Origin of the sequence: Hymenobacter busanensis (assembly GCF_008727865.1) — a bacterium.
Lineage (GTDB): Bacteria > Bacteroidota > Bacteroidia > Cytophagales > Hymenobacteraceae > Solirubrum > Solirubrum busanense.
The window spans coordinates 313,230-333,920 of record NZ_VTWU01000001.1; the positions used below are offsets into that span (position 1 = coordinate 313,230).

Annotated in this window: 22 protein-coding genes; 7 read left to right on the plus strand and 15 right to left on the minus strand. The window is 64.9% G+C overall.

From position 1 onward, the window contains the following. Nucleotides 1–169: 169 nt before the first annotated feature. From F0P96_RS01300 to F0P96_RS01365, 14 genes are all read right to left on the minus strand, one after another. On the minus strand, nucleotides 170–1,345 hold the full coding sequence (locus F0P96_RS01300; protein ID WP_151076939.1) for a beta-ketoacyl synthase N-terminal-like domain-containing protein: 1,176 nt from the start codon (nucleotides 1,343–1,345) through the stop codon (nucleotides 170–172). Continuing rightward, complete coding sequence (gene bioA, locus F0P96_RS01305; RefSeq protein ID WP_151076940.1) at nucleotides 1,345–2,640, minus strand: adenosylmethionine--8-amino-7-oxononanoate transaminase; 1,296 nt, start codon at nucleotides 2,638–2,640, stop codon at nucleotides 1,345–1,347. Before bioA ends, F0P96_RS01300 begins: the two co-directional genes overlap by 1 nt. Nucleotides 2,641–2,652: 12 nt before the next feature. Beyond that, nucleotides 2,653–3,321 carry a dethiobiotin synthase gene (bioD, locus tag F0P96_RS01310; RefSeq protein ID WP_235917340.1) on the minus strand — a complete coding sequence of 223 codons (669 nt, stop codon included), beginning with the start codon at nucleotides 3,319–3,321 and terminating at the stop codon, nucleotides 2,653–2,655. Next, complete coding sequence (locus F0P96_RS01315) at nucleotides 3,305–4,450, minus strand: aminotransferase class I/II-fold pyridoxal phosphate-dependent enzyme (protein ID WP_151076942.1); 1,146 nt, start codon at nucleotides 4,448–4,450, stop codon at nucleotides 3,305–3,307. Before F0P96_RS01315 ends, bioD begins: the two co-directional genes overlap by 17 nt. A 56-nt stretch (nucleotides 4,451–4,506) precedes the next feature. Further along, a complete protein-coding gene (bioB, locus tag F0P96_RS01320) occupies nucleotides 4,507–5,517 on the minus strand; it encodes a biotin synthase BioB (protein ID WP_151076943.1) in 1,011 nt (336 codons plus the stop codon). Nucleotides 5,518–5,649: 132 nt separating this feature from the next. After that, nucleotides 5,650–6,048: an inner membrane protein YiaA gene (yiaA, locus tag F0P96_RS01325; RefSeq protein ID WP_151076944.1), complete on the minus strand. Its 399-nt coding sequence runs from the start codon at nucleotides 6,046–6,048 to the stop codon at nucleotides 5,650–5,652. Between the two features lie 255 nt (nucleotides 6,049–6,303). Continuing rightward, a complete protein-coding gene (locus F0P96_RS01330; protein WP_151076945.1) occupies nucleotides 6,304–6,828 on the minus strand; it encodes a GNAT family N-acetyltransferase in 525 nt (174 codons plus the stop codon). A 52-nt stretch (nucleotides 6,829–6,880) separates the two neighbouring features. Next, entirely contained in the window at nucleotides 6,881–7,888 is a 1,008-nt protein-coding gene (rluF, locus tag F0P96_RS01335; protein ID WP_151076946.1) for a 23S rRNA pseudouridine(2604) synthase RluF, read from the minus strand. A 115-nt stretch (nucleotides 7,889–8,003) separates the two neighbouring features. Next, nucleotides 8,004–8,615: a hypothetical protein gene (locus F0P96_RS01340; RefSeq protein WP_151076947.1), complete on the minus strand. Its 612-nt coding sequence runs from the start codon at nucleotides 8,613–8,615 to the stop codon at nucleotides 8,004–8,006. Nucleotides 8,616–8,680: 65 nt separating this feature from the next. Continuing rightward, complete coding sequence (locus tag F0P96_RS01345) at nucleotides 8,681–9,283, minus strand: Crp/Fnr family transcriptional regulator (protein WP_151076948.1); 603 nt, start codon at nucleotides 9,281–9,283, stop codon at nucleotides 8,681–8,683. An 18-nt stretch (nucleotides 9,284–9,301) separates the two neighbouring features. Continuing rightward, nucleotides 9,302–10,369 carry a proline iminopeptidase-family hydrolase gene (locus tag F0P96_RS01350; protein ID WP_151076949.1) on the minus strand — a complete coding sequence of 356 codons (1,068 nt, stop codon included), beginning with the start codon at nucleotides 10,367–10,369 and terminating at the stop codon, nucleotides 9,302–9,304. A gap of 139 nt (nucleotides 10,370–10,508) precedes the next feature. After that, complete coding sequence (locus F0P96_RS01355; protein WP_151076950.1) at nucleotides 10,509–11,243, minus strand: YebC/PmpR family DNA-binding transcriptional regulator; 735 nt, start codon at nucleotides 11,241–11,243, stop codon at nucleotides 10,509–10,511. Nucleotides 11,244–11,380: 137 nt separating this feature from the next. Next, nucleotides 11,381–12,250, minus strand: coding sequence for an SDR family NAD(P)-dependent oxidoreductase (locus tag F0P96_RS01360; RefSeq protein ID WP_151076951.1), 870 nt, complete (start codon nucleotides 12,248–12,250; stop codon nucleotides 11,381–11,383). Between the two features lie 36 nt (nucleotides 12,251–12,286). Beyond that, entirely contained in the window at nucleotides 12,287–12,760 is a 474-nt protein-coding gene (locus F0P96_RS01365) for a hypothetical protein (protein ID WP_151076952.1), read from the minus strand. Between the two features lie 149 nt (nucleotides 12,761–12,909). On the opposite strand from F0P96_RS01365, the gene F0P96_RS01370 reads away from it, so the two are divergent. Then, nucleotides 12,910–13,815: an arginase family protein gene (locus F0P96_RS01370; RefSeq protein WP_160620054.1), complete on the plus strand. Its 906-nt coding sequence runs from the start codon at nucleotides 12,910–12,912 to the stop codon at nucleotides 13,813–13,815. A gap of 171 nt (nucleotides 13,816–13,986) precedes the next feature. Further along, the gene (locus tag F0P96_RS01375) at nucleotides 13,987–14,820 is read left to right on the plus strand and encodes a DUF4097 family beta strand repeat-containing protein (protein ID WP_151076954.1); all 834 of its coding nucleotides are present in this window, start codon (nucleotides 13,987–13,989) and stop codon (nucleotides 14,818–14,820) included. A 109-nt stretch (nucleotides 14,821–14,929) separates the two neighbouring features. On the opposite strand, the gene F0P96_RS01380 is transcribed toward F0P96_RS01375, so the two are convergent. After that, nucleotides 14,930–15,973, minus strand: coding sequence for an MBL fold metallo-hydrolase (locus tag F0P96_RS01380; RefSeq protein ID WP_151076955.1), 1,044 nt, complete (start codon nucleotides 15,971–15,973; stop codon nucleotides 14,930–14,932). A 210-nt stretch (nucleotides 15,974–16,183) separates the two neighbouring features. On the opposite strand from F0P96_RS01380, the gene hutU reads away from it, so the two are divergent. The 5 genes from hutU to F0P96_RS01405 all read left to right on the plus strand — a co-directional run bounded on the left by hutU (nucleotide 16,184) and on the right by F0P96_RS01405 (nucleotide 20,627). Beyond that, a complete protein-coding gene (hutU, locus tag F0P96_RS01385; protein WP_151076956.1) occupies nucleotides 16,184–17,947 on the plus strand; it encodes a urocanate hydratase in 1,764 nt (587 codons plus the stop codon). 230 nt (nucleotides 17,948–18,177) lie between these two features. After that, nucleotides 18,178–18,525, plus strand: a complete 348-nt coding sequence (locus tag F0P96_RS01390; protein WP_235917341.1) for a YkvA family protein — start codon at nucleotides 18,178–18,180, stop codon at nucleotides 18,523–18,525. Nucleotides 18,526–18,735: 210 nt separating this feature from the next. Continuing rightward, a complete protein-coding gene (locus tag F0P96_RS01395) occupies nucleotides 18,736–19,464 on the plus strand; it encodes an NADPH-dependent F420 reductase (RefSeq protein WP_151076957.1) in 729 nt (242 codons plus the stop codon). A gap of 341 nt (nucleotides 19,465–19,805) precedes the next feature. Further along, on the plus strand, nucleotides 19,806–20,228 hold the full coding sequence (locus tag F0P96_RS01400; RefSeq protein ID WP_151076958.1) for a hypothetical protein: 423 nt from the start codon (nucleotides 19,806–19,808) through the stop codon (nucleotides 20,226–20,228). Between the two features lie 78 nt (nucleotides 20,229–20,306). After that, a complete protein-coding gene (locus F0P96_RS01405; RefSeq protein WP_151076959.1) occupies nucleotides 20,307–20,627 on the plus strand; it encodes a GNAT family N-acetyltransferase in 321 nt (106 codons plus the stop codon). Nucleotides 20,628–20,691: the final 64 nt, after the last annotated feature.

Below are 20,691 nucleotides of genomic sequence, written 5' to 3' on the forward strand. Positions count from 1 at the left end.
AACATACGGCGCGCGACGTGAAACAGCACCTTCCCCTCTCAGGTACCAGGAACCGTAGAGGCGCGGCCGGCAGTGGTACTATAACTTCGAGTCGTAGTGCCACCAGTGTCGAACAGTCTCCGCGGCTTCCGCACAACCCCCGTGCTCGTTGTGGCTCACGCCGCACGCGCTACGAAGCAACGCTAACCAACGCACTGGCCGCGTTGCCGCCAAACCCGGCTGCATTTACCAGTATCCGGCGTACCCGTTGGGGCGCTAGCCGCATGTTTAGCCAGGACTCAAACGGCAGCGCAGATGGTGCCAGACGACCTTGCAGCACGTGCAGCGCAAAATCCAAGCTGAGAGCTGCCGACGCGCCCAAGGTGTGGCCCAACAGCCATTTGTTGGAGGTGCAGGCCGGACCATCAGCGCCAAAAATATGCTCCACGGCGGCGCGTTCGGCCGCGTCGCCGGCGGCGGTGCCGGGGCTGTGCAGCAGAATCAGGTCCACATCGGTGGGCAGGCGGCCGGCTTGCGCCAGGGCTTGCCGCATGGCCTGCTGAAAGTGCAGGCCATGGGGTGTGAGGCCGGTTTTAGTGCCCGTAGCTTCAAACCCAAAGCCCACGCTTTCCAGCAGCAAGTCGCCGGGGCGCAGCTGCTCGGCGGTTGTGGCTTCGAGTGCCAGCACGGCGGCACCTTCGCCCAGCACAAAAGACGACGAACCACCGGCGCCGGGCCGGCACGGATAAGCGTCGGGCGGTAGCGCGGAGTAGATGCCCAAAGCCTGCATTTGAGCCAGTGTGAAAGCCGTGAGTGGCGCCTCGGTGCCACCGGCCAGAAACCGCTCGGCCATACCGGCGCGCAGCCACGCCACCGCATTGCCTAGCGCCTGCAGCGCCGTGCTGCACGTGCTGCTGTGGCTAATGGCCCCGGCCGCGGCGCCCGCGGCATCGGCTACCCAACTGGCCACGTTGCCGAGCGTGGTGAGCGGCGAAGCCGCAGTAGGCGAGGTACCGTTGCGCAGAAACTCGGCGTGAAAGGTTTCCAGTCGCTCCGAAGCCCCGCGCGACGAGCCCATGCTAACCGCCAGCGGCCGGGCATCGTCGGGCTGCCAGCCGGCCTGAGCCGTGGCCTGCTGCGCGGCCCACAGCGCCAGCAGCACGCTGCGGTCGAGGGCGCGGTAGGCAGGGCGGCTGCGGCGGAGCTGGTCCAGTGCGGTTTCGGCGGCAGCGGGCAGCGCGGCAACCGACAGGCCGGAAGCGGCATCGAGCCGAAAAGCCGGCCGGCAGGTGGGCGGCAAACCAGCGTGACCCAGCGCCGAAATGCTGCCCCAGCCGCGAATAACTACGTACAACGGAACGGGCATTACGCAAGCGGGACGGTTTCGAGCACCAGTTCCCGCAGCTCGTGGAGCACGGCGTACACGCGGTCCAATTCGTCGTCGGTGATGCAATAAGGCGGGAGGGCGTACACGATGTTGCCGAGCGGGCGCAGCAGCACTCCGCGCCGCAGGGCCAGGTTGTAGAACTGGTCGCGCAGGCCGCTGAAGTAGCTGGTGCCTTCGCCGGGCACGGCAAGCTCCACGGCCAGCATGGTGCCCAGCGTGCGGCAGCTGCGCACACCCGGCAGTTGCTCGAAGGCAGCGGCCGTCTGACTATGACGTTGCGCAATGTGCTGGATGCCTTCCTGGCACGCATCGGCTAGTAGAAGCTCCAGACTGGCCAATCCGGCGGCGCAGGCAATGGGATTGGCGGTGTAGGAGTGGCCGTGAAACAGGGTTCGGCTGCGGTCGGCACTCAGGAAGGCGTTGTAAACGCCCTTGGAGCAGGTGGTTACGCCCAGTGCCATGGTGCCGCCGGTCAGGCCTTTGGAAAGGCACACCATATCGGGTTGCTCCTGCAGGTAGTGGCTGGCAAACAGCCGGCCGGTGCGGCCGAAACCCGTCAGCACTTCGTCGGCAATGCAAAGCGTGCCGTGGGCGCGACAGAGGCGCATGAGCTGGTCGAGTACCGCAGGTTCGTACGTCACCATGCCGGCGGTGCCCAGCAGCAGCGGCTCGTAGATGAACGCCGCAATGTCGCCGGCCGCCAGCGCGGCTTCGGCTTGCGCCAGCACGTCGGCCTCACGGCCCGGTACCGGCACGTCGATGTAGGTTACGTCGAACAGCAGCGCGGTAAAGGGCGCGGTGAAGGCGCCGCGGCTGCTCACGCTCATGGCCCCAAAAGTGTCGCCGTGGTAGGAGTCGCGGAAGGCCAGGATTTTCGGGCGCGGCTGGCCAAGGTTGTGGTGGTATTGCAGGGCCATCTTCAGGGCTACTTCCACGGCCGTCGAACCGTTGTCAGAGTAGAACACCTTGCCTTGGTTGGCGGGCAGAATCTGCAGCAGGCCCTCGGCCAGCGCCACGGCGGGCTCGTGGGTGAAGCCCGCGAAAATGACGTGCTCCAGGGTTTGCAGCTGCTCATGCACGCGCGCGGCAATGTGCGGGTGGGCGTGGCCGTGCAGGTTGGTCCACCACGACGAAATGGCGTCGAGTATTGCCGTGCCGTCTTCGAGGTAAAGCCAGGCACCGGCGCCGCGCACTACCGGAAGCGGCGCCGGCGCGGTCTGCATTTGGGTATACGGGTGCCAGATAACGCGTTGGTCGCGGGCGGCTAATGACATGGCATGTACGGATTAGCGGGAAACTGTGCTGCTGGTGGAAAGCAGCTGCGGGCGAGCCTGCGCGGCGTACCGCTCCACGGTGCCTGCGGTCAGTGCCGGCTCGGGCCGCAGGCGCAGCAGCACGGGCAGTGAAAATGGGTCCAGAATGGCGGCTTCGGTTACAGGGTCGTCGGGGCCGTTGAACACAAGGCCGCGCACCGAAATGCCGCGCTGGCGCAGCACTTCCAGCGTGAGCAGCGTGTGGTTGATGCTGCCCAGGTAGTGCCGGCTGACCACCACGACTTCCAGGCCCAACTGCTGCACCAAATCGGCCACCAAAAAGCCGGCTGCCAGCGGCACCAGCAGACCGCCGGCGCCTTCCACCACCAAATGGTTTGAGGTAGAAGGCAGCCCAAAATCGGCGGGTGTGAGGCGCACGTTCTCGGCAGCGGCGGCGCGGTGCGGCGAGGCGGGCATCTGCAGCCGGAACCGCTCGGGGTGGTAGCAGGTGGCGGGGTGCGTCACCAGCCGGCGCACTTCGTCGGTGTCGGTGTGGTCGAGGCCGCCGGCTTGCACGGGCTTCCAGTAATCGGCGCCGAGGGCTTGGGTGAGGACGGCCGCGGCTACTGTCTTGCCCACATCGGTACCGATGCCGGTGACAAACAGCCGCTCGGGCGCGGTTCCATCAGGCACAAGCTGCACGGAGGGCGGAAACGAGGTCATGGATTTCGGTTTCGGTGTTGAAACGGTGCACAATCACGCGCAGGCACTGCTGCCCGGCCGGTACCGTGGGCGGCACAATGGCCCGCACGTCGAAGCCGGCGGCCTGCACCCGGGCGGCCACGGCGCGTACCTGCTGCGCCGGCATCTGCGGCAGGCGCAACGGCAGAATCACGCGGCTGTCGGGCGGCACCTGCCCTTGCGGCAGCGTGGAAAGTTGCGCGTGGGCGTAGGCGGACAACTGAAACAGCCGTTGGCGGGCCTCGGCCAAGCCGGGCAGCAGCGCGTAGCCTGCCTGCAAAGCGGCCAGCACCACGCCGGGCAGCGCGGTGGTGTAGATGAACGGCCGGCTGAAATTGAGCAGGTACTCGTGCAGCACGGCCGGGCCCACCACGGCCGCGCCCTGGCTGCCCAAGGCCTTGCCGAAGGTGACAATGCGCGCCAGTACCTGCGCCTCGAGCCCCAACTCGGCTACCAAACCCTCGCCCTGCGGCCCGTACACGCCCACGCTGTGCGCCTCGTCGACCACCAGTTGCGCGCCGTGCTGTTGGCAGAGGTCGGCCAGCGCGGTCAGCGGGGCCGCGTCGCCGCCCATCGAGTATACCGCCTCCACGGCCACAAACACTGCACCCGTGGCCGGCCGTTGCGTGAGCAGGCGGCGCAGGTCGGCTACGTCGTTGTGGCGGAAGCTGTAGGCCGTGGCGAAGGAGGCACGGATGCCGTCTTTCACCGAGGCGTGCGAGGCTTCGTCGTAGAAAATAACGTCGCCGCGGCGGGGCACGGCGGAGAAGAAGCCGAGGTTGGCGGCGTAGCCGGAGGTAAACAACAAGGCCGCTTCGGCGCGGTGAAACGAGGCAATGCGCTGCTCCAGCGCCTCGGCCGCCGCCGAGTTGCCGGTGAGCAGCCGCGCGCCGGTGCTGCCGAGGGCCTCGGGTTCAGCCAAGGCCCGCTGCATGGCCGCGCGCAGCTCGGGCGAGCGGGCCAGACCGAGGTAGTCGTTGGAGGCGAAATCAACCAACCCAGCGGCGGGCAACGACAAGCGGCGGCGCGTGCCGGCCGCTTCGCGCTGCTGCAGCTGTTGGGCAAGGCGCGCGAGAAAAGGCAAAGACATGGGCAAACGTGGAACGAAACGCCGCCCCTGAACGACGGAATGGCGTTTCGTTCGGATTAAGCTTCTACCGCCGCTTCTGCCTTGGCCAGCACTGTGGCGCCTTCGGGCACGTGATTTTTGAACGACTTGCGCGGCGTGAGGCCCAGCAGGGCAAACATCTGCTGGTCGGCGTCGAAGTCGGGGTTGGGCGTGGTCAGCAGCTTCTCGCCCGAGAAGATGGAGTTGGCGCCGGCCAAAAAGCACAGAGCCTGCTCGGTCACGGGCATTTCCTGCCGGCCGGCCGAGAGGCGCACCATCGTGCCGGGCATCAGAATGCGGGCCGTGGCAATCATGCGCAGCATTTCCCACACGCTCACGCGGGGCTGCTCGGCCAGCGGCGTGCCCTGCACCGGCACCAGCGCATTCACCGGCACCGACTCGGGATGGGCCGGCAGCGTAGCCAGCGTGTGCAGCATTTTCACGCGGTCCTCGTCGGTTTCGCCCAGCCCGATGATGCCGCCGGAACACACCGAGAGGCCGGCTTTGCGCACGTTTTCGAGCGTGTCGAGCCGGTCGTTGTAGGTGCGGGTGGTGATGATTTCGCCGTAGTGCTCCTCACTGGTGTCGAGGTTATGGTTGTAGGCGTAGAGGCCGGCTTCTTTGAGGCGCTCGGCCTGGTAGTCGTTGACCATGCCCAGGGTAGCGCACACTTCCAGGCCGAGGTCGTTTACCTGCGTTACCATGTTCAGCACGCGGTCGAAGTCGCGGTTGTCGCGCACTTCGCGCCAGGCCGCGCCCATGCAGAAACGGGTGCTGCCGGCGGCTTTGGCGCGCTGGGCGGCAGCCAGCACTTCGGCATCGGGCAGCAGCTTGTGGGCCTGCACGCCGGTGTGGTAGCGGGCGGCCTGTGGGCAGTAGGCGCAGTCTTCGGGGCAGCCGCCGGTTTTCACGCTCAGCAGCGTGCATACCTGCACTTCGCCGGTGGTTTGGTGCTGGCGGTGCACTTCGGCGGCCTGGGCCACGAGTTGAAGCACGGGCTGGTGGTACAGGGCCTGCACTTCGGCAAGCGTCCAGTCGGTACGGAACATAGAGGTGGTGGTGAGGTTGGCGGAGGGGAAATCGGGCCTTTGAGCGGCAACAAAAAGGCCCGCCACAGCCGCTGTAAAGCGGCTTTGACGGGCCGAAGGTAGGAGGGAAGCGCAATTATGCGCGGTGGGGCGCTACAATTCGGGCTGACTGCTTTTGGCGTCGCGGGTGTTTTTCTGCACCGCAATGGCTGCAAACAAGCTCAGCAAGAACGACATGGCGTAGAAGCCTTTTTCACTCAGCGTGAGGCTGGCATTCCAGAGCCCAACGGTGAGCAGCAGCACCGCCAGCAGGGTCGAAAACCAGCTCAGCCCGTAGTAGATGTTCGTTACCGGAATGCCTTCGAGCTGGTCGCGCACGCTTTTTTGCAGCGAAATGGCCGCAAACAGGCCGTACATGAGTACCGTGAAGTAGTAGCCTTTTTCGTTCAGGGGCATCTGCGCGTTCCAGAGGCCGATGATGAAAGCCGACATACCGGCGAGCAGCGCCACCCAAGAAGCGGCTACGAAAGCGTTGGAGGGTTTGGAGGCCATGGCGCAATAGGCAAAAGTGAGGAAGACAACCAGCGGGGCACCGTGCCCACCGCTGCACCAAACATAGCGCGAAAGCTGGTAAGCCGTTTCCGAACTATAGCCGAAACCTGACTTTTGTGGCCGCGCCCGGAAACGAAGTGCGCCGCAAAGAAATGCACGTTTGGCTGGTTTCGAAGCTAAAATCCGCAGTTGCTGCGCCACTGCACCTGACTTTTCGTGCGCGCAATTTCTTCGCTGCCGAGGCGGTGCCGGGTGCTAAGCAGGCCGTTCGCGCTGGTACCAGTGGTGGGGCAGGCCGTCGAGGTCGAAGGTGTTGCCGTAGCACAGCCCTGCTTTTTGCAGCACGTGGTTGGATGCCTCGTTGCGCACGTCGGCAATGCCGCAGATAAGCGGCAGCTGCATGGTTTCGAAGCCGTAGCGCACCGCCGCCTGCGCCGTTTCGGTAGCGTAGCCGCGGCCCCAATAGCGGCGCAGAAAACGGTAGCCGAGGTCGTAGTAGTGGGTGCGGCCGTTGGTGGGGCCCGCCACCAGCTTCAGCCCCGACCAGCCCACAAAGGCGCCGGTTTGCTTGTCTTCCACAGCCCAGCGCCCTATGCCGTTGTCCACGTACTGCTGCCGCACGAAGGCAATTACCTCCTGCACTTGGGCCCGAGTAGTTACGGGCTTGTTGCCCAAATAGCGGTGCACTTCGGCGTCGGAGTCCATTTCAAACATGCCGGCCTCGTCGGTGGGCAGCAGTTCCCGCATAATGAGGCGCTCGGTTTCTACGAAGATGCGCATGGCCGAAGCAAGCTGGGCGCAGCCCAAAGGCGCGCGGATTCAGGTGGGCGAGTTAGCGTTTGGGCGTGCGTGTGCGGCCCCGGCCGCCCGGCGCCGACTGCGGAGCGCGCCCGGCCGGTTTGCCAGCGGCTTTGCCCGCGGGTTTGGTGGCCGGCTTGCCGGCTGTGGTGGTGCGCGGCTTGCCGCTGGTGGCCCGGCCGGGCTTCTTGGTGCCCGGCGCCGCAGGTTTGGCGGCAGCGCGGGCCCCGGCCGCCGGGCGCGCGGCTTTGGGGCGCGGTGCTTCGGACAGCCATTCCTGGCTGGCCATTTTGTGCGCGGTTTTCGTGCCCGAGGTGCGCCGCGAAGCCGTGCCACTGGAAGTTTCGAGGGCGGCGAAGATGTCGGACAGCTCTTTCTCGGTCAGCTCGCGCCAGTCGCCCACGCCCAGGCCCTTCAGGGTGATGTTCATCACGCGGATGCGCTCCAATTGCACCACTTCGTAGCCGAAATACTCGGCCATGCGACGAATCTGGCGGTTGAGGCCCTGAATGAGCGTGATGCGGAAGATGTAGTTGGTTTCCTTTTGCACCTCGCACTTCTTGGTGATGGTGCCCAGCATGGGCACGCCCTGGCGCATGCCTTCCAGAAACGCCTCGGTAATGGGCTTGTCGACCATCACAATGTACTCCTTCTCGTGCTCGTTGCCGGCCCGCAGAATCTTGTTGACGATGTCGCCGTTCGAGGTCAGCAGAATCAGGCCCTGGGAGTCTTTGTCGAGGCGGCCGATGGGGAAAATGCGCTCCGAGTGCTTGATATAGCGGATGATGTTGTCCTTCACGCCCCGCTCGGTGGTGGTGGTGATGCCCGGCGGCTTGTTGAACGCAATGTAGATGGCGTCTTCCTCGGCGCGCGGCTCGATGCGGTTGCCGTTGACCACCACGCGGTCCTTGCTCGTCACCTGGTCGCCGATGTGGGCGCGCTTGCCGTTGATGAACACCACGCCCTGCTCGATGAAGCGGTCGGCTTCGCGGCGCGAGCAGATGCCGCTTTCGCTGATGTATTTGTTGAGGCGGGTGGACATGGGCAGCGGTAGCTAAGGTGAGGCCAGCTACAGAAGCATAGCGGGATGACAAAAGTACGGGAGCCCGGCCCAACAAGGTATGCTGAACCGGGCTCTACGGTTCTGTTCGCAGTGGCTACAGCCGCGGGTCGTTGCCAGCTGATTGCATTGACCGGATGGTACCCAGCGCCTGCCACCAACTCGTCAGGAGCTTGCCGCTGAGCACGCAAGCGTTCAGCACTACGAAGAAATAAATGCTGAGCAGCACCGGCAACTTAACCTGCGTGAGCACACTTCCGGCTGCTATAAGGCCGTCGGCTGGGTGTGGGTAATGCTTCAACATGGCGAAAATGCAGGCGTTTTCGGCCAGATCGACGACTAAGAATAACACGCAGCCGAGGATCAGCATGTTGCCCAGCCCGGACCAGCCCCAGCGCCGGAAGGTGCGAGCAAAGAATAGCAACCCAAAGGCGGCCACCAGCACCGGAAACAAGGTGTCGACTACGGTTTGCTGCCCGTATTCGGCCCGCCCGCTGGGGCCGTAGGCGGATAAGAGGCGCTCCACGTCGGCTGCGGTGTAGCCGTGGATTCGAAAATCCAATTTGGGCAAGCCGGGCGCAAGGCGTTGCAGGCGGGCGTCGGCCAGCATCAACCAGGAGCCTACGGCGGCAAAGGGGGCAAAAGCCAGCCAGGTGTTGCGGGTGGTGGCCAGTTGGTCGAGGCGTCGCAGGAAGGTTTTGGGGTTCATAGCGCAGTTGCGTTGGAAGCGTGAATGATGCTGGCAAAGCAACTGCGCCCCCGGCGCGGGCGCATTTACAAAGGTAAAGAAGTGAGGCCGCTGCCGCCCCGGCTTAGGTGACGACGGATGCGGCTGAGCTGCGTGGGGGTAATGCCCAGGTAAGAAGCCACGTGGTACTGTGGAATCAGCTGTTCCAGCTGCGGAAACTGCTGCTGAAACAGCCGGTAGCGCTGCTCGGCGTCGAGCAGCACGATTTCCAGCTCGCGCTGCTCCTTCTCCACAAACTGCCGTTCGGCGTGGCGACGCGCCTGCCGCTCCAGGTCGGGGTGCTCGTCGTAGAGGGCGCGCAGGGCGGCAAAGTCAGCCGCCAGTACCCGACAATCGGTAAGGGCCTGCTGGTTGATGGCGGCGGGTTGCCCAGTTATCATGAACGAGTAGCTGCCGACGATGGCCGGCGCCACAAAAAAGGTCTTGTTGTACTCCGTGCCGCGGGCGTTGCGGAAAAAAGCGCGCATCACGCCCTCGGCTAAAAAGCCCACTTGCCGCTCCGTTTGGCCGGCCTCGATGAAGTAGCTGCCTTTGGGCAGCACCACGGGCAGAAACAGTGGCTCGACCCGCGCCCAAGTTTCAGGGCGCGAGGGCGAGAGGGCGTCGAGGAAGGAGCGGAGGTCGTGCACAGCAATGCCAGAGCCGCTCTACAGCGCCACCTCCTTTTCGCCTTTATCGACGCTCAGAATCCACTTCGTGAGGCCGTGCATGTAGGTTTGCTGGTCGTCGTAGAAGCTCATGTGACTGCCGTTGGGGCAAATAAGGGCGGTGCCGTGTTGCACTTTGTCGGCCACCATGCGCATGTGCTCGGGGTCCATCGTGTCGTGCTTGCCGCCGATGCTGAGCACGGGCACCGCGAGCTTGGGCAGGTCGGCCACCCGGTTCCAGTTCACCAGCTTGCCAGAGGCGCCAAATTCGCTGGGCCCCTGCATGGTCACGTAGAGCGACTGATTGGTTTTGGCCAAGGCGCGGGCGGCTGGCTCGGGCAGGGGCACGCGGCACAGGTGCTGGGCGTAGAAATTGGGCTCCAGCAACTCCATGTAACGCGGGTTCTGGAAGTCCTTCTTGGCTTCAATCTGCCGGATTTCGCGCAGCACTTCGGGCTTGAGCTGCGGGGCCAGCACCTCGTCGGCGTACTTGTTGTAAGCCGGTATACTCATCATCATGTTCGAGATGATGAGGCCTTTCAGGTGCTGCTGGTACTTCAGGGCGTACTCGGCGGCCAGGATGCCGCCCCAGCTGTGGCCCAGCAGGTAGAAGTTGTCTTTGTCGAGCTTCAAGGCCTGGCGCACTTGCTCCACTTCCTCCACGTAGCGCGGCAGGCTCCACATGGCGGTGTCCTTGGGGTTGTCGGAGTTGCCGCAGCCGAGTTGGTCGTAGTAAATAAACTCGATGCCTTCCTGCGGCAGGAAGCTCTCCATACACTCGAAATACTCATGCGTGGCGCCGGGCCCGCCGTTGAGCAGCAGCAGCTTGATGCGCGGGTTGTTGCCGAAACGCTTGGTCCAGACGTTGAATTTGCTCTTGGGCGTGGTAATCGGAATGACCTGCACGCCGCCGGTTTTCACGCGGGCGGTGTCGCCGGCGAAGTAGGCGGTGGAGGTGGGCGCGGCCGCCGCGGCGGTTTCCGGTTCCTTGCCTTGGGAGGTGCAGGCAGCCGTACCGAGTCCAATCAGGAGCGCGCCGGCGCCGAGCAGTTGGCGTAAAGAATTCATGGGGAGCTGGGAATTGCGAGAGGTTGTGGGTAGGGGCGGTGCCGAAGCGCTAAACCTACTGATAATCCGGGTTCGTGCAAACACAAAGCGGGCCGCCCCAACCGGAGCGGCCCGCCTAAGCAACACGGCTGAAAACGGCTTAGCCCAGCGTGTGGTACACGGCCTGCACGTCGTCGTCCTCCTCGAATTTCTCGATCAGGTTCATCACCTCTTCCAGCTCGTCGCCTTCCAGGTGCACGGTGGTGTTCGGAATGCGCTGCAGCTGGGCGCTGATGACGTTCAGCTGCTTCTGCTCCAGGGCCTTCTGCATCTGGCCGAAGTCGCTGAAGGCGGTTTCTACCACGATGTAGTGCTTTTCGTTGCCGTGCTCGTCTTCCTCCGAGTCTTCGTAAATGTCGTCGGCGCCGAAATCAATCAGCTCCAGCTCCAGCTCGTCGCGGTCGAGGCCTTCGGCAGCCAGCTTGAACACGCCTTTGCGGGTGAAGGTGAAGTCGGAAGAGCCGGCCGTGCCCAGGGCGCCGTTGCCGCGGTTGAAGTACATGCGCACGTTGGCCACGGTGCGGGTGGGGTTGTCGGTGGCCGTTTCCACCACAATGGCCACGCCGTGAGGCGCGTAGCCCTCGTACACCACCTCGGTGTAGTTGCCTTCTTCCTTCGACGAGGCGCGCTTGATGGCGGCTTCCACGCGGTCCTTGGGCATGTTCACGCCCTTGGCGTTTTGCATGGCCGTGCGCAGGCGCGAGTTGGTGTCGGGGTTGGCGCCGCCTTCCTTCACGGCAATGACAATTTCCCGGCCGATGCGGGTAAAATCCTTGGACATCCGGTCCCAGCGCTTCATTTTGCGGCCTTTCCGGAATTCAAACGCGCGTCCCATCTATGTGCGGAGGTAAGTAAGTGAGTAGATTCGGGGGAAAAGCGGGGCGGCCCCGCGAAAGGCCCGCAAGTTAGCCCAAAGCCCGGCGGAGGGCAACCCCTTGAGCTGAGTTGGAGCCGAGTTAGAACCGAGTAACCTCAGGAACCGGCCCGTAGCAGCCCAATTTGCCGGCCAATGAGCCGGTCGAGCAGGCGCGCGGGCAGCAGCCGCGGCAGCACCCAATCCTGCAGGCGGTTGGGCACAATGGTGTAGCGGGCCTGGGGCCGGGGCGTTTCGAAGATGCCCACGAGGCGGGCAGCCACCGCCGCCGGGTCGAGGCCCTGGTCGCGCTTGTGCTGCACAAACCGGGCAAAGCGTTGCGCCGGGCCGTAGTACGGGGTGTCACGGTAGGCTTCCAGGTCGATGCCTTTGTCCCAGATGGGCGTGTTGGTTACGCCCAGCCCGATGAGCACCATGTCGATGCCAAACAGCTGCAGCTCCCGGCGCCAGGTGTGCGAAATGCCCTCCAGTGCGTGCTTGGTGCCCACGTAGGCGCCCACAAACGGCGCCGCCACCTGTCCGCTCACCGAGCCGATGTTGATGACGCGGCCGGGCGTGCCCGCAAACCCCGGCCGGGCACCCAGCAGCGGCAGAAACGCCTGCGTCACCTGCACCAGACCCAGCACGTTGACGTCGAAATGCTGCCGCACCACCGCAAGGGGCTGGTGCAGGAGCGGCCCGCCAAACGCCACGCCGGCGTTGTTAATCAGCCCGCCCAGGCCCGCGTCGCCCACGGCCCGGGCCACCTCTGCCACGGCCTGCTCAATGGCGGCGGCATCGGTTACATCAAACAGCAGCGGCTGAAACTGCGACCCAAGCTCCTGCTGCAGCCGGGCGGCATCGGCGGGCTGCCGCACGCTGCCAAACACGCGGTAACCCCGCGCCAGAAACGCCTGCGCCGTGGCCAGGCCCAGCCCGCTCGACACGCCGGTAATCACAATGGTTTTCGAATGTGCGGCAGCGGACATCAGCAGCGGGAAAGTGGGTGAGGGAAAGGCGGGAAGTTACGGCTTGGTCGCTTTCGGGGCGGGCTGGGCCGATAAGGAGTACACGCCCTTGCTGCCCGCCGGAAAGCCTTCAATGGTGATGTCCAGCGTCTGCTTTTTCGGGTCGAAGCGAAAGGTGCCGTTGTCGGCTTTCGGGTCGCCCTGGCTGCTCAAGTACAAAAAGCTGATGTTGTCGCCGCTGAGGGTAAAGCGCCCGCGCTGGTCGAAGCTCATGGGGCCGTTGGCACCGGTGAGTTGCAGGTGCTTCTCATACACACCTGACGGCAGCAGCGTAAGCGTGCCGCCCACGCCGGTGGCCGCCACCGGCTCCTGCCCCGCCGAGTGAATAGTGTAGGAGCGGTAACGGTAGGTGGCGTAGAACGACGGTGTGGCCACCGCCGCCGGAGCAGCGGCCCGCTCGGCCACGCGGGTTTTGGGGGCTGGCTTGGTTTGGCCAAGCGCCGGCACCGCCGCTGTCAGGAGTGAAGCCAAACTAAAAACCGAACAGAAACGACAAACCATGTGGTAGCGGGATGCGAGGCAGCCGAGGCGCCGCTCTCACCCCGAAAGTACGCTGCCTGGCGTTTGGTGCAGCGCGTCAGGTTTCCTTGCTTTGCTGCTTCACCCGTTTCCCCGCTGCCATGCCCACTTTCCTGCGTGAACTCATTCGCCCCGCCGCCGACCTGCCCCAGGCCGATGTGTGCCTCGTGGGCCTGCCCCTCGACCACGGCACGGTGCTCGAAGGCGGCCGCGCCGGGGCCGTGGGCGCACCGGCCGCCATTCGGCGGGAGCTGCGACGCTACCACAAAACCTACAACTTGGAGCACAACGTGCGCCTCGACGAGCTGCGCATTGCCGATGCCGGCGACATTGCGTGCCCCACCACTCCCTACGACCACGCCGCTCACCACCAGCGCATTCGCGAGCGGGTAGGGGAGCTGCTCGGCCAATACCCGCGCGTGGTCGTCCTTGGCGGCTCCCACGACGGCACCTACAGCACCGTGCGCGGCCTCTTCGATGCCACCGGCCAGCAGCCCGTCGGCGGCATCAACCTTGATGCCCACGCCGACGTGAAGCACCGCGCCGACCTGGGTAGCGGCACGCCCTACGGCAAGTTGCTCCGCGAAGGCGTGGTGGCCGGCTCGCGCTTCACCGAAATCGGCCTGCACTCCAATCTCAATACCTTTGAGGACATTGATTTCCTGCACCAGCAGCAGGCCACCATCGTGCCGCTGGCCCACGTGCAGCAGCACGGCATGCCGCTGTTCATGGAGCGGGCACTGCACCGCGCTGCCGCGCCGGCCTTCGTTAGCTTCGATACCGACGCCGTAGCGCAGGCTTTTGCCCCGGCCGTTTCGGCCCCCAGCAGCGACGGGCTCACGCCGCGCCAGGCCACCGAAGCCGCCTTTCTGGCCGGCAAGCAGGCAGGCGTGCGGCTGTTCGAAGTAGTGGAGTTCAACCCCGTTTTCGACCGCGACTTTATGACGGCGCGCCTCGCCGCTACCATCATCACGGCTTTCCTGACGGGCGTGGCAGCCGGCCGCTAATGGTGTAGGAATGCCCTTGGAATCGGGCGGAATGGGAAGCCTGGGTAGCGCGAAAAAAAGAAATACGAATGATTTCGTTGTTGTCTACGAAAATATTCGTTGATTCGTGCATCCCTTATCGGCCAGCTGTTGTCGATGGGGGCAAGACGTCAACCAACCCCTTTCTGCGCTATGAAAACCCTGCTTGCCGCACTGCTCCTCGGTGCTTCCGTTCTGCCCGCCGCCGCCCAGTCGGTGCCCGCCTTCACGTCTACCTGCGACGACAGCAAGTGGGGCAGCTCCGATGAGAAACGCTTCTGCGAAACCCGCGACCTTACTTTGCCGGCCGTGAAAAACGGCACTTTCACCGTGGACGGGCTGCACAACGGCGGCATTTCGGTGAAGGGCTACAGCAGCAGCGACATTCGGGTGCGGGCCCGGTTGCAGGCTTGGTCCAAAGACGAAGCCACGGCCAAGGCCAAAGTCGCGGAAATAAAAATCAGCACGGCCGGCAGCACCTTGCGTGCCGCCGGACTCGACGGGTCGGGCGCAAACTCGGGCTACGCCATGAGCGACGGCGGCTACGCGGTGAGCTACGAAATATTTGTGCCCGAGAAGCAAGACCTGGCCCTGACCACCCACAACGGCGGAATTCACCTCGAAAACCTGCGCGGCGCCGTCACTTTTGCGGCCCAGAACGGGGGCGTGCACATCGAGGGCAGCGGCGGCGACGTGCGCGGCACCACCCGCAACGGCGGCCTCCACATTACGCTCAGCGGCAGCAAGTGGGAAGGCAAAGGCCTCGACGTAACGACCACCAACGGCGGCATCAACTGGCAGGTGCCGCAGGACTACTCGGCCCAACTATACACCAGCACCCAGCACGGCCCCATCAAAACCGATTTTCCGACGAATGTGCAGGGCAAAATCGGGCGGGAAATTGCGCTGAACCTGGGCAAAGGCGGGGCACCGGTGAAGGCCGTGACAACCAACGGCGGCATCCATGTGAGCCGCGCTGGTAAATAAGCCGTATCTTCCAATCTGCTCCCTAAACAAGTTCGGGCCGCTCCTGCTGGTGCAGGGGCGGCCCGTTGGCATGTGGGCAGTGCCGGTCAGTGGGCTGTGGCGCGGCCAGCTAGAAGTACACTTCCTTGTAGGGGTAGGGCGGAAACGGGTTTTCGGGGTCGTCGGAGTAGTGCGGTGGGTAGTTGGCTTTGCGGTCTTTGCCAAGCTTCCGCTTCTTGCCGGCGTGGCCATTGGTGTGGCTGCGCTTGCGCCCCAGCAAGGCCAGTGCGCCTACCACCAGCACCGCGCCCGCGCCAATGAGGGCGGCTTTGGCCGGGAATGTGTCGGCCGGGGCCGGGGGCAGGTACTGCACCCCGTCGGCATCGAGCACGACCGGCTGCGCTACGTAGCGGCCGTGCGCGGGCATGGGAAAATCGGTGGCCAGGCGGGAGAGGCCGGCGGCAGCTTCGGGGCCCTGAATGACGGGGCCGTGGCCGCAGCCGATGGCGTTGGGCTGCAAGCTGGCCAGTTGCTCGACCGAGGCACGCACCTCTTGCCAGTTGTAGTTGAACGGCGACCCGGCCACGCTGATGTGCGGCAGCTGCAGCAGCAGCGACGGTACCGACTCGTGGTTGGCCGTGGCAAAGGCATCGGCGCCGAGCAAAGTGCGGTCTTCGTCGCGGAACAACGCCAACTGACCCGGCGCATGGCCGGGCACGTGCAGCCAGCGCCAGCCCGGCAGATACGGCACGTCGTTGCCATCAATGGGCAGCGCCTGCACGATATCCGACAGCTGGAACGACTGCGGCGGGAAGAAGCGGGCCACAAAAGCCAGGGAACCGCCGCGGTCTACGGTGGGGTCGGCGGGCGGGTACACGGCGCGGCCCGTCAGAAACGGCAGCTCCAGCGGGTGCGCCAGTACCGGCACCCGCCAGTGCTCGGCCAGGGCGCGGGCCGAGCCGGCGTGGTCCATGTGGCCGTGCGTGAGGATGATGGCCGTGGGGTGGGTGCCGGGGTAAAACAGTTCATCGGCCGCGGCAATGATGGCCTTTTCGGAGCCGGGCAGGCCGGTATCCACCAACACCCATTCGCCGGGCGAGCTGGATTCTACAAAATAGACGTTGACAAAGCGCTGAATCTGAAGCTGGGTCACGCCAGCGGCTACCTGGTTCATCGGGCTTAGGTGTGGTTGATGGTTGAAGGCAATACGCAAAGCGGCGGCCGAGGGTAGGGGCCCAGGCGCAATCTTACGGCAGGTTGCCAGCCACTGGTTGTGCCATGCGCCGACCCAAGCGCCAAGAAAACCCCGTCCCACCGTTTTCCCGGCGCGGGCAAAACCGATAACTTGCCGCTCCACCCGAACTCTGCATTTCCCCAGCCTGCCATGTCGCACTCCGCTCTCGACACGCCCGAACTCAACCTCGAAGCCACCAGCAAATCCTCGGCTACCGGCCAGAAAGCCCAGCGGCCCATGTACTACGAGTACAAGCCCGCCGAAACCGTAAAGGCCAAGCACGGCCCCGAGCTGCGCTGCAAAACCTGGGAAGCCGAAGCGGCCCTGCGCATGCTCGAAAACAACCTCGACCCGGCCGTGTCGCTGGTGTACGACGAGCTGATTGTGTACGGCGGCGCCGGCCGCGCGGCCCGCAACTGGAAGGAGTTTCAGACCATCGTCAAGAGCCTGAAGGAGCTGGAAGCCGATGAAACCCTGCTGGTGCAGTCGGGCAAGGCCGTGGGCGTGCTGCGCACCTGGGCCCACGCCCCGCGCGTGCTCATTGCCAACTCGAACATCGTGCCCGCCTGGAGCACCCAGGAGTACTTCGACGAGTTGGACCGCCTGGGCCTGATGATGTACGGGCAGATGACGGCCGGCTCCTGGATTTACATTGCCACCCAGGGCATCCTGCAGGGCACCTACGAAACCCTGGCCGCCGTGGCCGACAAGCACTTCGGCGGCACGCTGGCCGGCACCGTCACCGTTACGGCCGGTCTGGGCGGCATGTCGGGCGCCCAGCCGCTGGCCGTGAGCATGAACGACGGCGTGTGCCTGGTCATCGAGCCCATCGACGCCCGCGTGAAGCAGAAGGTGCGCGAAGGCTACGTGGACGAGCAGGCCCGCGACCTGGACCACGCCCTGGAGCTGATGGCGCAGTACAAGGCCGAGCGCAAGGGCTGGAGCATCGGCCTGACCGGCAACGCCGCCACCGTGTTGCCCGAGCTGCTGGCGCGCGGCTTCAAGGCCGATGTGGTAACCGACCAGACCTCCGCCCACGACCTGATGGACTACATCCCCGAGGGCGACATCGACGCGGTACTGCAGCTGCGCAAAGACAACCCCGAGGAGTTCAAGCGCCAGGCCCTGCAGTCCATCGTGAAGCACTGCCAGGCCATCATCGACATGCAGGCCGGCGGGGCCGTGGCCCTCGACTACGGCAACAACCTGCGCGGCCAGGCCGAAAAAGGCGGCCTGCAGGTGCGCGACGAAAACGGGCAGTTCCTCTACCCCGGCTTCGTGCCCGGCTACATCCGCCCGCTGTTCTGCGAGGGCAAAGGCCCCTTCCGCTGGGCCGCCCTCTCGGGCGACCCGCAGGACATTCTGCGCATCGACCGCGCCCTGCTCGAAACCTTCCCCGACAACAAGATGCTGGCTCGCTGGATCGAGAAGGCCCAGGCCAAGGTGCCCTTCATCGGCCTGCCCGCCCGCGTGTGCTGGCTGGGCTACGGCGAGCGGGAGAAATTCGGCCTGGTCATCAACGACCTGGTGGCCCGCGGCGAAGTCTCAGCCCCCATCGTCATCGGCCGGGACCACCTCGACTGCGGCTCGGTGGCCTCGCCCAACCGCGAAACCGAGGGCATGAAGGACGGCTCCGACGCCGTGGCCGACTGGCCCCTGCTCAACGCCCTGGCCAACTGCGCCTCCGGCGCCGACTGGGTGAGCCTGCACAACGGCGGCGGCGTGGGCATCGGCAACAGCACGCACTCCGGCATGGTAATAGTAGCCACCGGCACCCCCGAAAAAGCCGAGCGCCTGCGCCGCGTGCTCACCACCGACCCCGGCATGGGCGTCTTCCGCCACGCCGACGCCGGCTACGAGCTGGCCCAGCAAGTGGCTGAGGAGCGCGGGGCGAAGATTCCGGGGCGGGCGTAGTTTCTGCGCTACTCCGGGCACGTCATGCCGAGCGAAGTCGAGGCATCTCGTGTGCTGACGCCGGATAGCATCAATAGCCCAGCGGCGGCCGGTGGAATATTCCGCCGGCCGCCGCTGGGCTATTGAGCATCCTGTTGAGTAATCAGGTAAAAGCCATGTAGCCAGTTGGTCGTATACGGAGCATGTAGTCTTCACTACAAAGTCGTGCCCGCGCCCTAAAAAGTGAACTGGTGGCCCTCTACTACGCCGCTCGCGACCCGCGGACTCCGTGGTACGCCCGCCTAGTAATGCTGGCTACGCTGGCTTACGCTGCTAGTCCCATCGACCTGATTCCCGACTTTATTCCCGTGCTCGGCTACCTCAACGATTTGGTGTTGGTGCCCGCCGGTATTGCCCTGAGCATACAACTTGTGCCTGCCGAGGTCCTGCGTGAAGCCCGGCACCGTGCTGCTACCACCCCCGTATCGAAGCGTGCCAACTGGGGCGTCGGAGCCCTGATTCTGGGGTTTTGGTTAATTATTCTATTGAGCGTAGGCCGCTATGGGTGGCAGTGGTGGCAAACTCACCACGCACGATAGTATCCTGACGGGAACGACTACACAGCCCAGGCTCAGCTTTGGTCTCCAATTGGTGCTTGGCCGCCTCGCCTTCCGCTTACGGATGGGAATTACATCGGCAGCGTAATCGAGATGAAGCGGGCAGGAAAAAAGCAAAACCCCACTTCCGCTGTTCAGTACGCTGAACCTGCGCCGGCAAGCCGCCGGCGCCCGAACTAAACCACACAACCTATGAACATCGGAATCATCGGCGCGGGCCACATCGGCAGCGCCCTGGCGGAGCGGCTTACGGGCCTCGGCCATACGGTATACATTGCTAACTCCCGCGGGCCCGAAACCCTCAAAGACGTGGAGCAGAAAACGGGCGCCAAGGCCGTGACGGCCGAGGAAGCGGCCCAGCGCGGCACTGACCTTGTGGTGGTGACCATCCCGCTCAAGAACATTCCCGACCTGCCCAAGGGCCTGCTAGCCGGCGTGCCCCGGGAGACGCCCATCATCGATACCAGCAACTACTACCCCATGCTGCGCGACGGCCGGATTCCGGAGCTGGAAAGCGGCGCCCTGACCGAAAGCGAATGGGTGCAGCAGCACCTGGGCCGCCCGGTGGTGAAGGTGTTCAACAACATCTACGCTCACCACATCGTGGAGAAGGGCCAGCCCGCCGGCACGCCCGGCCGCATCAGCCTGCCCGTGGCCAGCGACGATGCCGCCGCCAAGCAGAAAGTCATGCAGCTGGTGGACGAGCTGGGCTTCGACGCCGTGGACGCCGGCAGCCTGCACCAGTCGTGGCGGCAGCAGCCTGGCACGCCCGCCTACGGCGCCGACCTGCCGGCCGACAAGCTGCGCGAGAACCTGCAGAGCCTCGGTACCGAGCGTACCGAGGCCCAGCACGCCGAGTTCAAGGCCAACCACGCCCGCACGGAGCAGGCCATGGCCGATCAGGGCATCAAGCTGAACTAGCCGCCGGCCTGACGACCGGCCACCCAACCCGCCACGCCGCGTGCTACCACCGCCGTGCTTCGGCCTACCGAACCTGATACCGCGCCGCCCGGGTTTCCCGGGCGGCGCGGTTGGTTTTGGTGGGGCAGTGTCCTCGGGCCCGCGCAAGCCAGTCTGCGCGCCGTGCTGATTCGCCCGATGGTTTTGCTGCAAGGCCACCGATGAGCAAGCGCCTGCAGGCGCAGCCCATTCCGGCGCCCTACCGGCGAACCTTGGGCAAATAGTGTGTGCGCCGCGCCGCCGCGTAGCTTTGCGCCGCTGCCGGAATGCCCGGCGGCTTTGGCACTTGCCCGATTGTCTTCATGAAGCACCTTCTCTCGGCCGGGGTTGCGGCCCACGGGATGCTCCTTATTCTGAGCCTCATTGTGCTGTTTCACCTGCTGATCATCACGGGCGTCATTCCGTTTGCTGTCGTGTGGGGCGGGCGGCTGCACAGTCACTCGCAGATGCTGCGCTTCGAAACCGTCTCCATCGGCCTGAACCTACTAATGCTGGCCGTGGTGGCGCGGGCCGTGGGCCGGCTGCGGCTGCGCGTCAATGCCCGGTTCATGCAGGTCGCGTTATGGCTGATGGCGCTCCTGTTTCTGGCGAATACCGCCGGCAATCTGCTGGCCAAGACCGAGCTGGAACGGCTGGTTTTTACTCCTCTGACGCTGCTGCTTGCCCTCTTCAGCTGCCGCTTGGCTATGGAGCAGAAGAAAACCGCAGTGCCCGCCAGCGCCTAGCCGGCCCAGCTGCCGGCGGAATGCAGTAGCACCAGCGCCAGTCGAGCGCGCCTCATACTTCTTTCTTTGTACCAACCGATGAAACCCGAACTCCAAGACCTCCCGCTCGTCGACAACCCTGGCAGCCACCGCTTCGAGCTGACCGTGAACCACGCCACCGCCTTTGTGGAGTACGGCGACCGGGACGGCGCTCTGGCCTTGTTTCACACCGAAGTGCCGGCGCAGCTGGAAGGGCAGGGAGTAGGCACGGCCATCGTGGAAAAGGTGCTGGCCGAAGTGGAGCGGCGGCAGCAGCAGCTAATTCCGCTATGCCCTTTTGTGACCAGCTACCTGAAGCGTCACCCCGAGTGGCAGCGCCTGGTGGCGCCGGCCTACCAGCGCTGGTTTCAGCCGGGCTAGCGGGAGTGGGGCTCCCCAAATCATGCGAGTCGGTAGCTCGGGGCGGTGGGCAACGGTTTCGCTG

Coding starts and splice junctions, on each gene's coding strand:
- F0P96_RS01300 (WP_151076939.1), bottom strand. CDS start 1,345: ATGCCCGTTCCGTTGTACGTAGTTATTCGCGGCTGGGGCAGCATTTCG.
- bioA (WP_151076940.1), bottom strand. CDS start 2,640: ATGTCATTAGCCGCCCGCGACCAACGCGTTATCTGGCACCCGTATACC.
- F0P96_RS01315 (WP_151076942.1), bottom strand. CDS start 4,450: ATGTCTTTGCCTTTTCTCGCGCGCCTTGCCCAACAGCTGCAGCAGCGC.
- bioB (WP_151076943.1), bottom strand. CDS start 5,517: ATGTTCCGTACCGACTGGACGCTTGCCGAAGTGCAGGCCCTGTACCAC.
- yiaA (WP_151076944.1), bottom strand. CDS start 6,048: ATGGCCTCCAAACCCTCCAACGCTTTCGTAGCCGCTTCTTGGGTGGCG.
- F0P96_RS01330 (WP_151076945.1), bottom strand. CDS start 6,828: ATGCGCATCTTCGTAGAAACCGAGCGCCTCATTATGCGGGAACTGCTG.
- rluF (WP_151076946.1), bottom strand. CDS start 7,888: ATGTCCACCCGCCTCAACAAATACATCAGCGAAAGCGGCATCTGCTCG.
- F0P96_RS01340 (WP_151076947.1), bottom strand. CDS start 8,615: ATGAACCCCAAAACCTTCCTGCGACGCCTCGACCAACTGGCCACCACC.
- F0P96_RS01350 (WP_151076949.1), bottom strand. CDS start 10,369: ATGAATTCTTTACGCCAACTGCTCGGCGCCGGCGCGCTCCTGATTGGA.
- F0P96_RS01355 (WP_151076950.1), bottom strand. CDS start 11,243: ATGGGACGCGCGTTTGAATTCCGGAAAGGCCGCAAAATGAAGCGCTGG.
- F0P96_RS01360 (WP_151076951.1), bottom strand. CDS start 12,250: ATGTCCGCTGCCGCACATTCGAAAACCATTGTGATTACCGGCGTGTCG.
- F0P96_RS01370 (WP_160620054.1), top strand. CDS start 12,910: ATGCCCACTTTCCTGCGTGAACTCATTCGCCCCGCCGCCGACCTGCCC.
- F0P96_RS01375 (WP_151076954.1), top strand. CDS start 13,987: ATGAAAACCCTGCTTGCCGCACTGCTCCTCGGTGCTTCCGTTCTGCCC.
- F0P96_RS01380 (WP_151076955.1), bottom strand. CDS start 15,973: ATGAACCAGGTAGCCGCTGGCGTGACCCAGCTTCAGATTCAGCGCTTT.
- hutU (WP_151076956.1), top strand. CDS start 16,184: ATGTCGCACTCCGCTCTCGACACGCCCGAACTCAACCTCGAAGCCACC.
- F0P96_RS01395 (WP_151076957.1), top strand. CDS start 18,736: ATGAACATCGGAATCATCGGCGCGGGCCACATCGGCAGCGCCCTGGCG.
- F0P96_RS01400 (WP_151076958.1), top strand. CDS start 19,806: ATGAAGCACCTTCTCTCGGCCGGGGTTGCGGCCCACGGGATGCTCCTT.
- F0P96_RS01405 (WP_151076959.1), top strand. CDS start 20,307: ATGAAACCCGAACTCCAAGACCTCCCGCTCGTCGACAACCCTGGCAGC.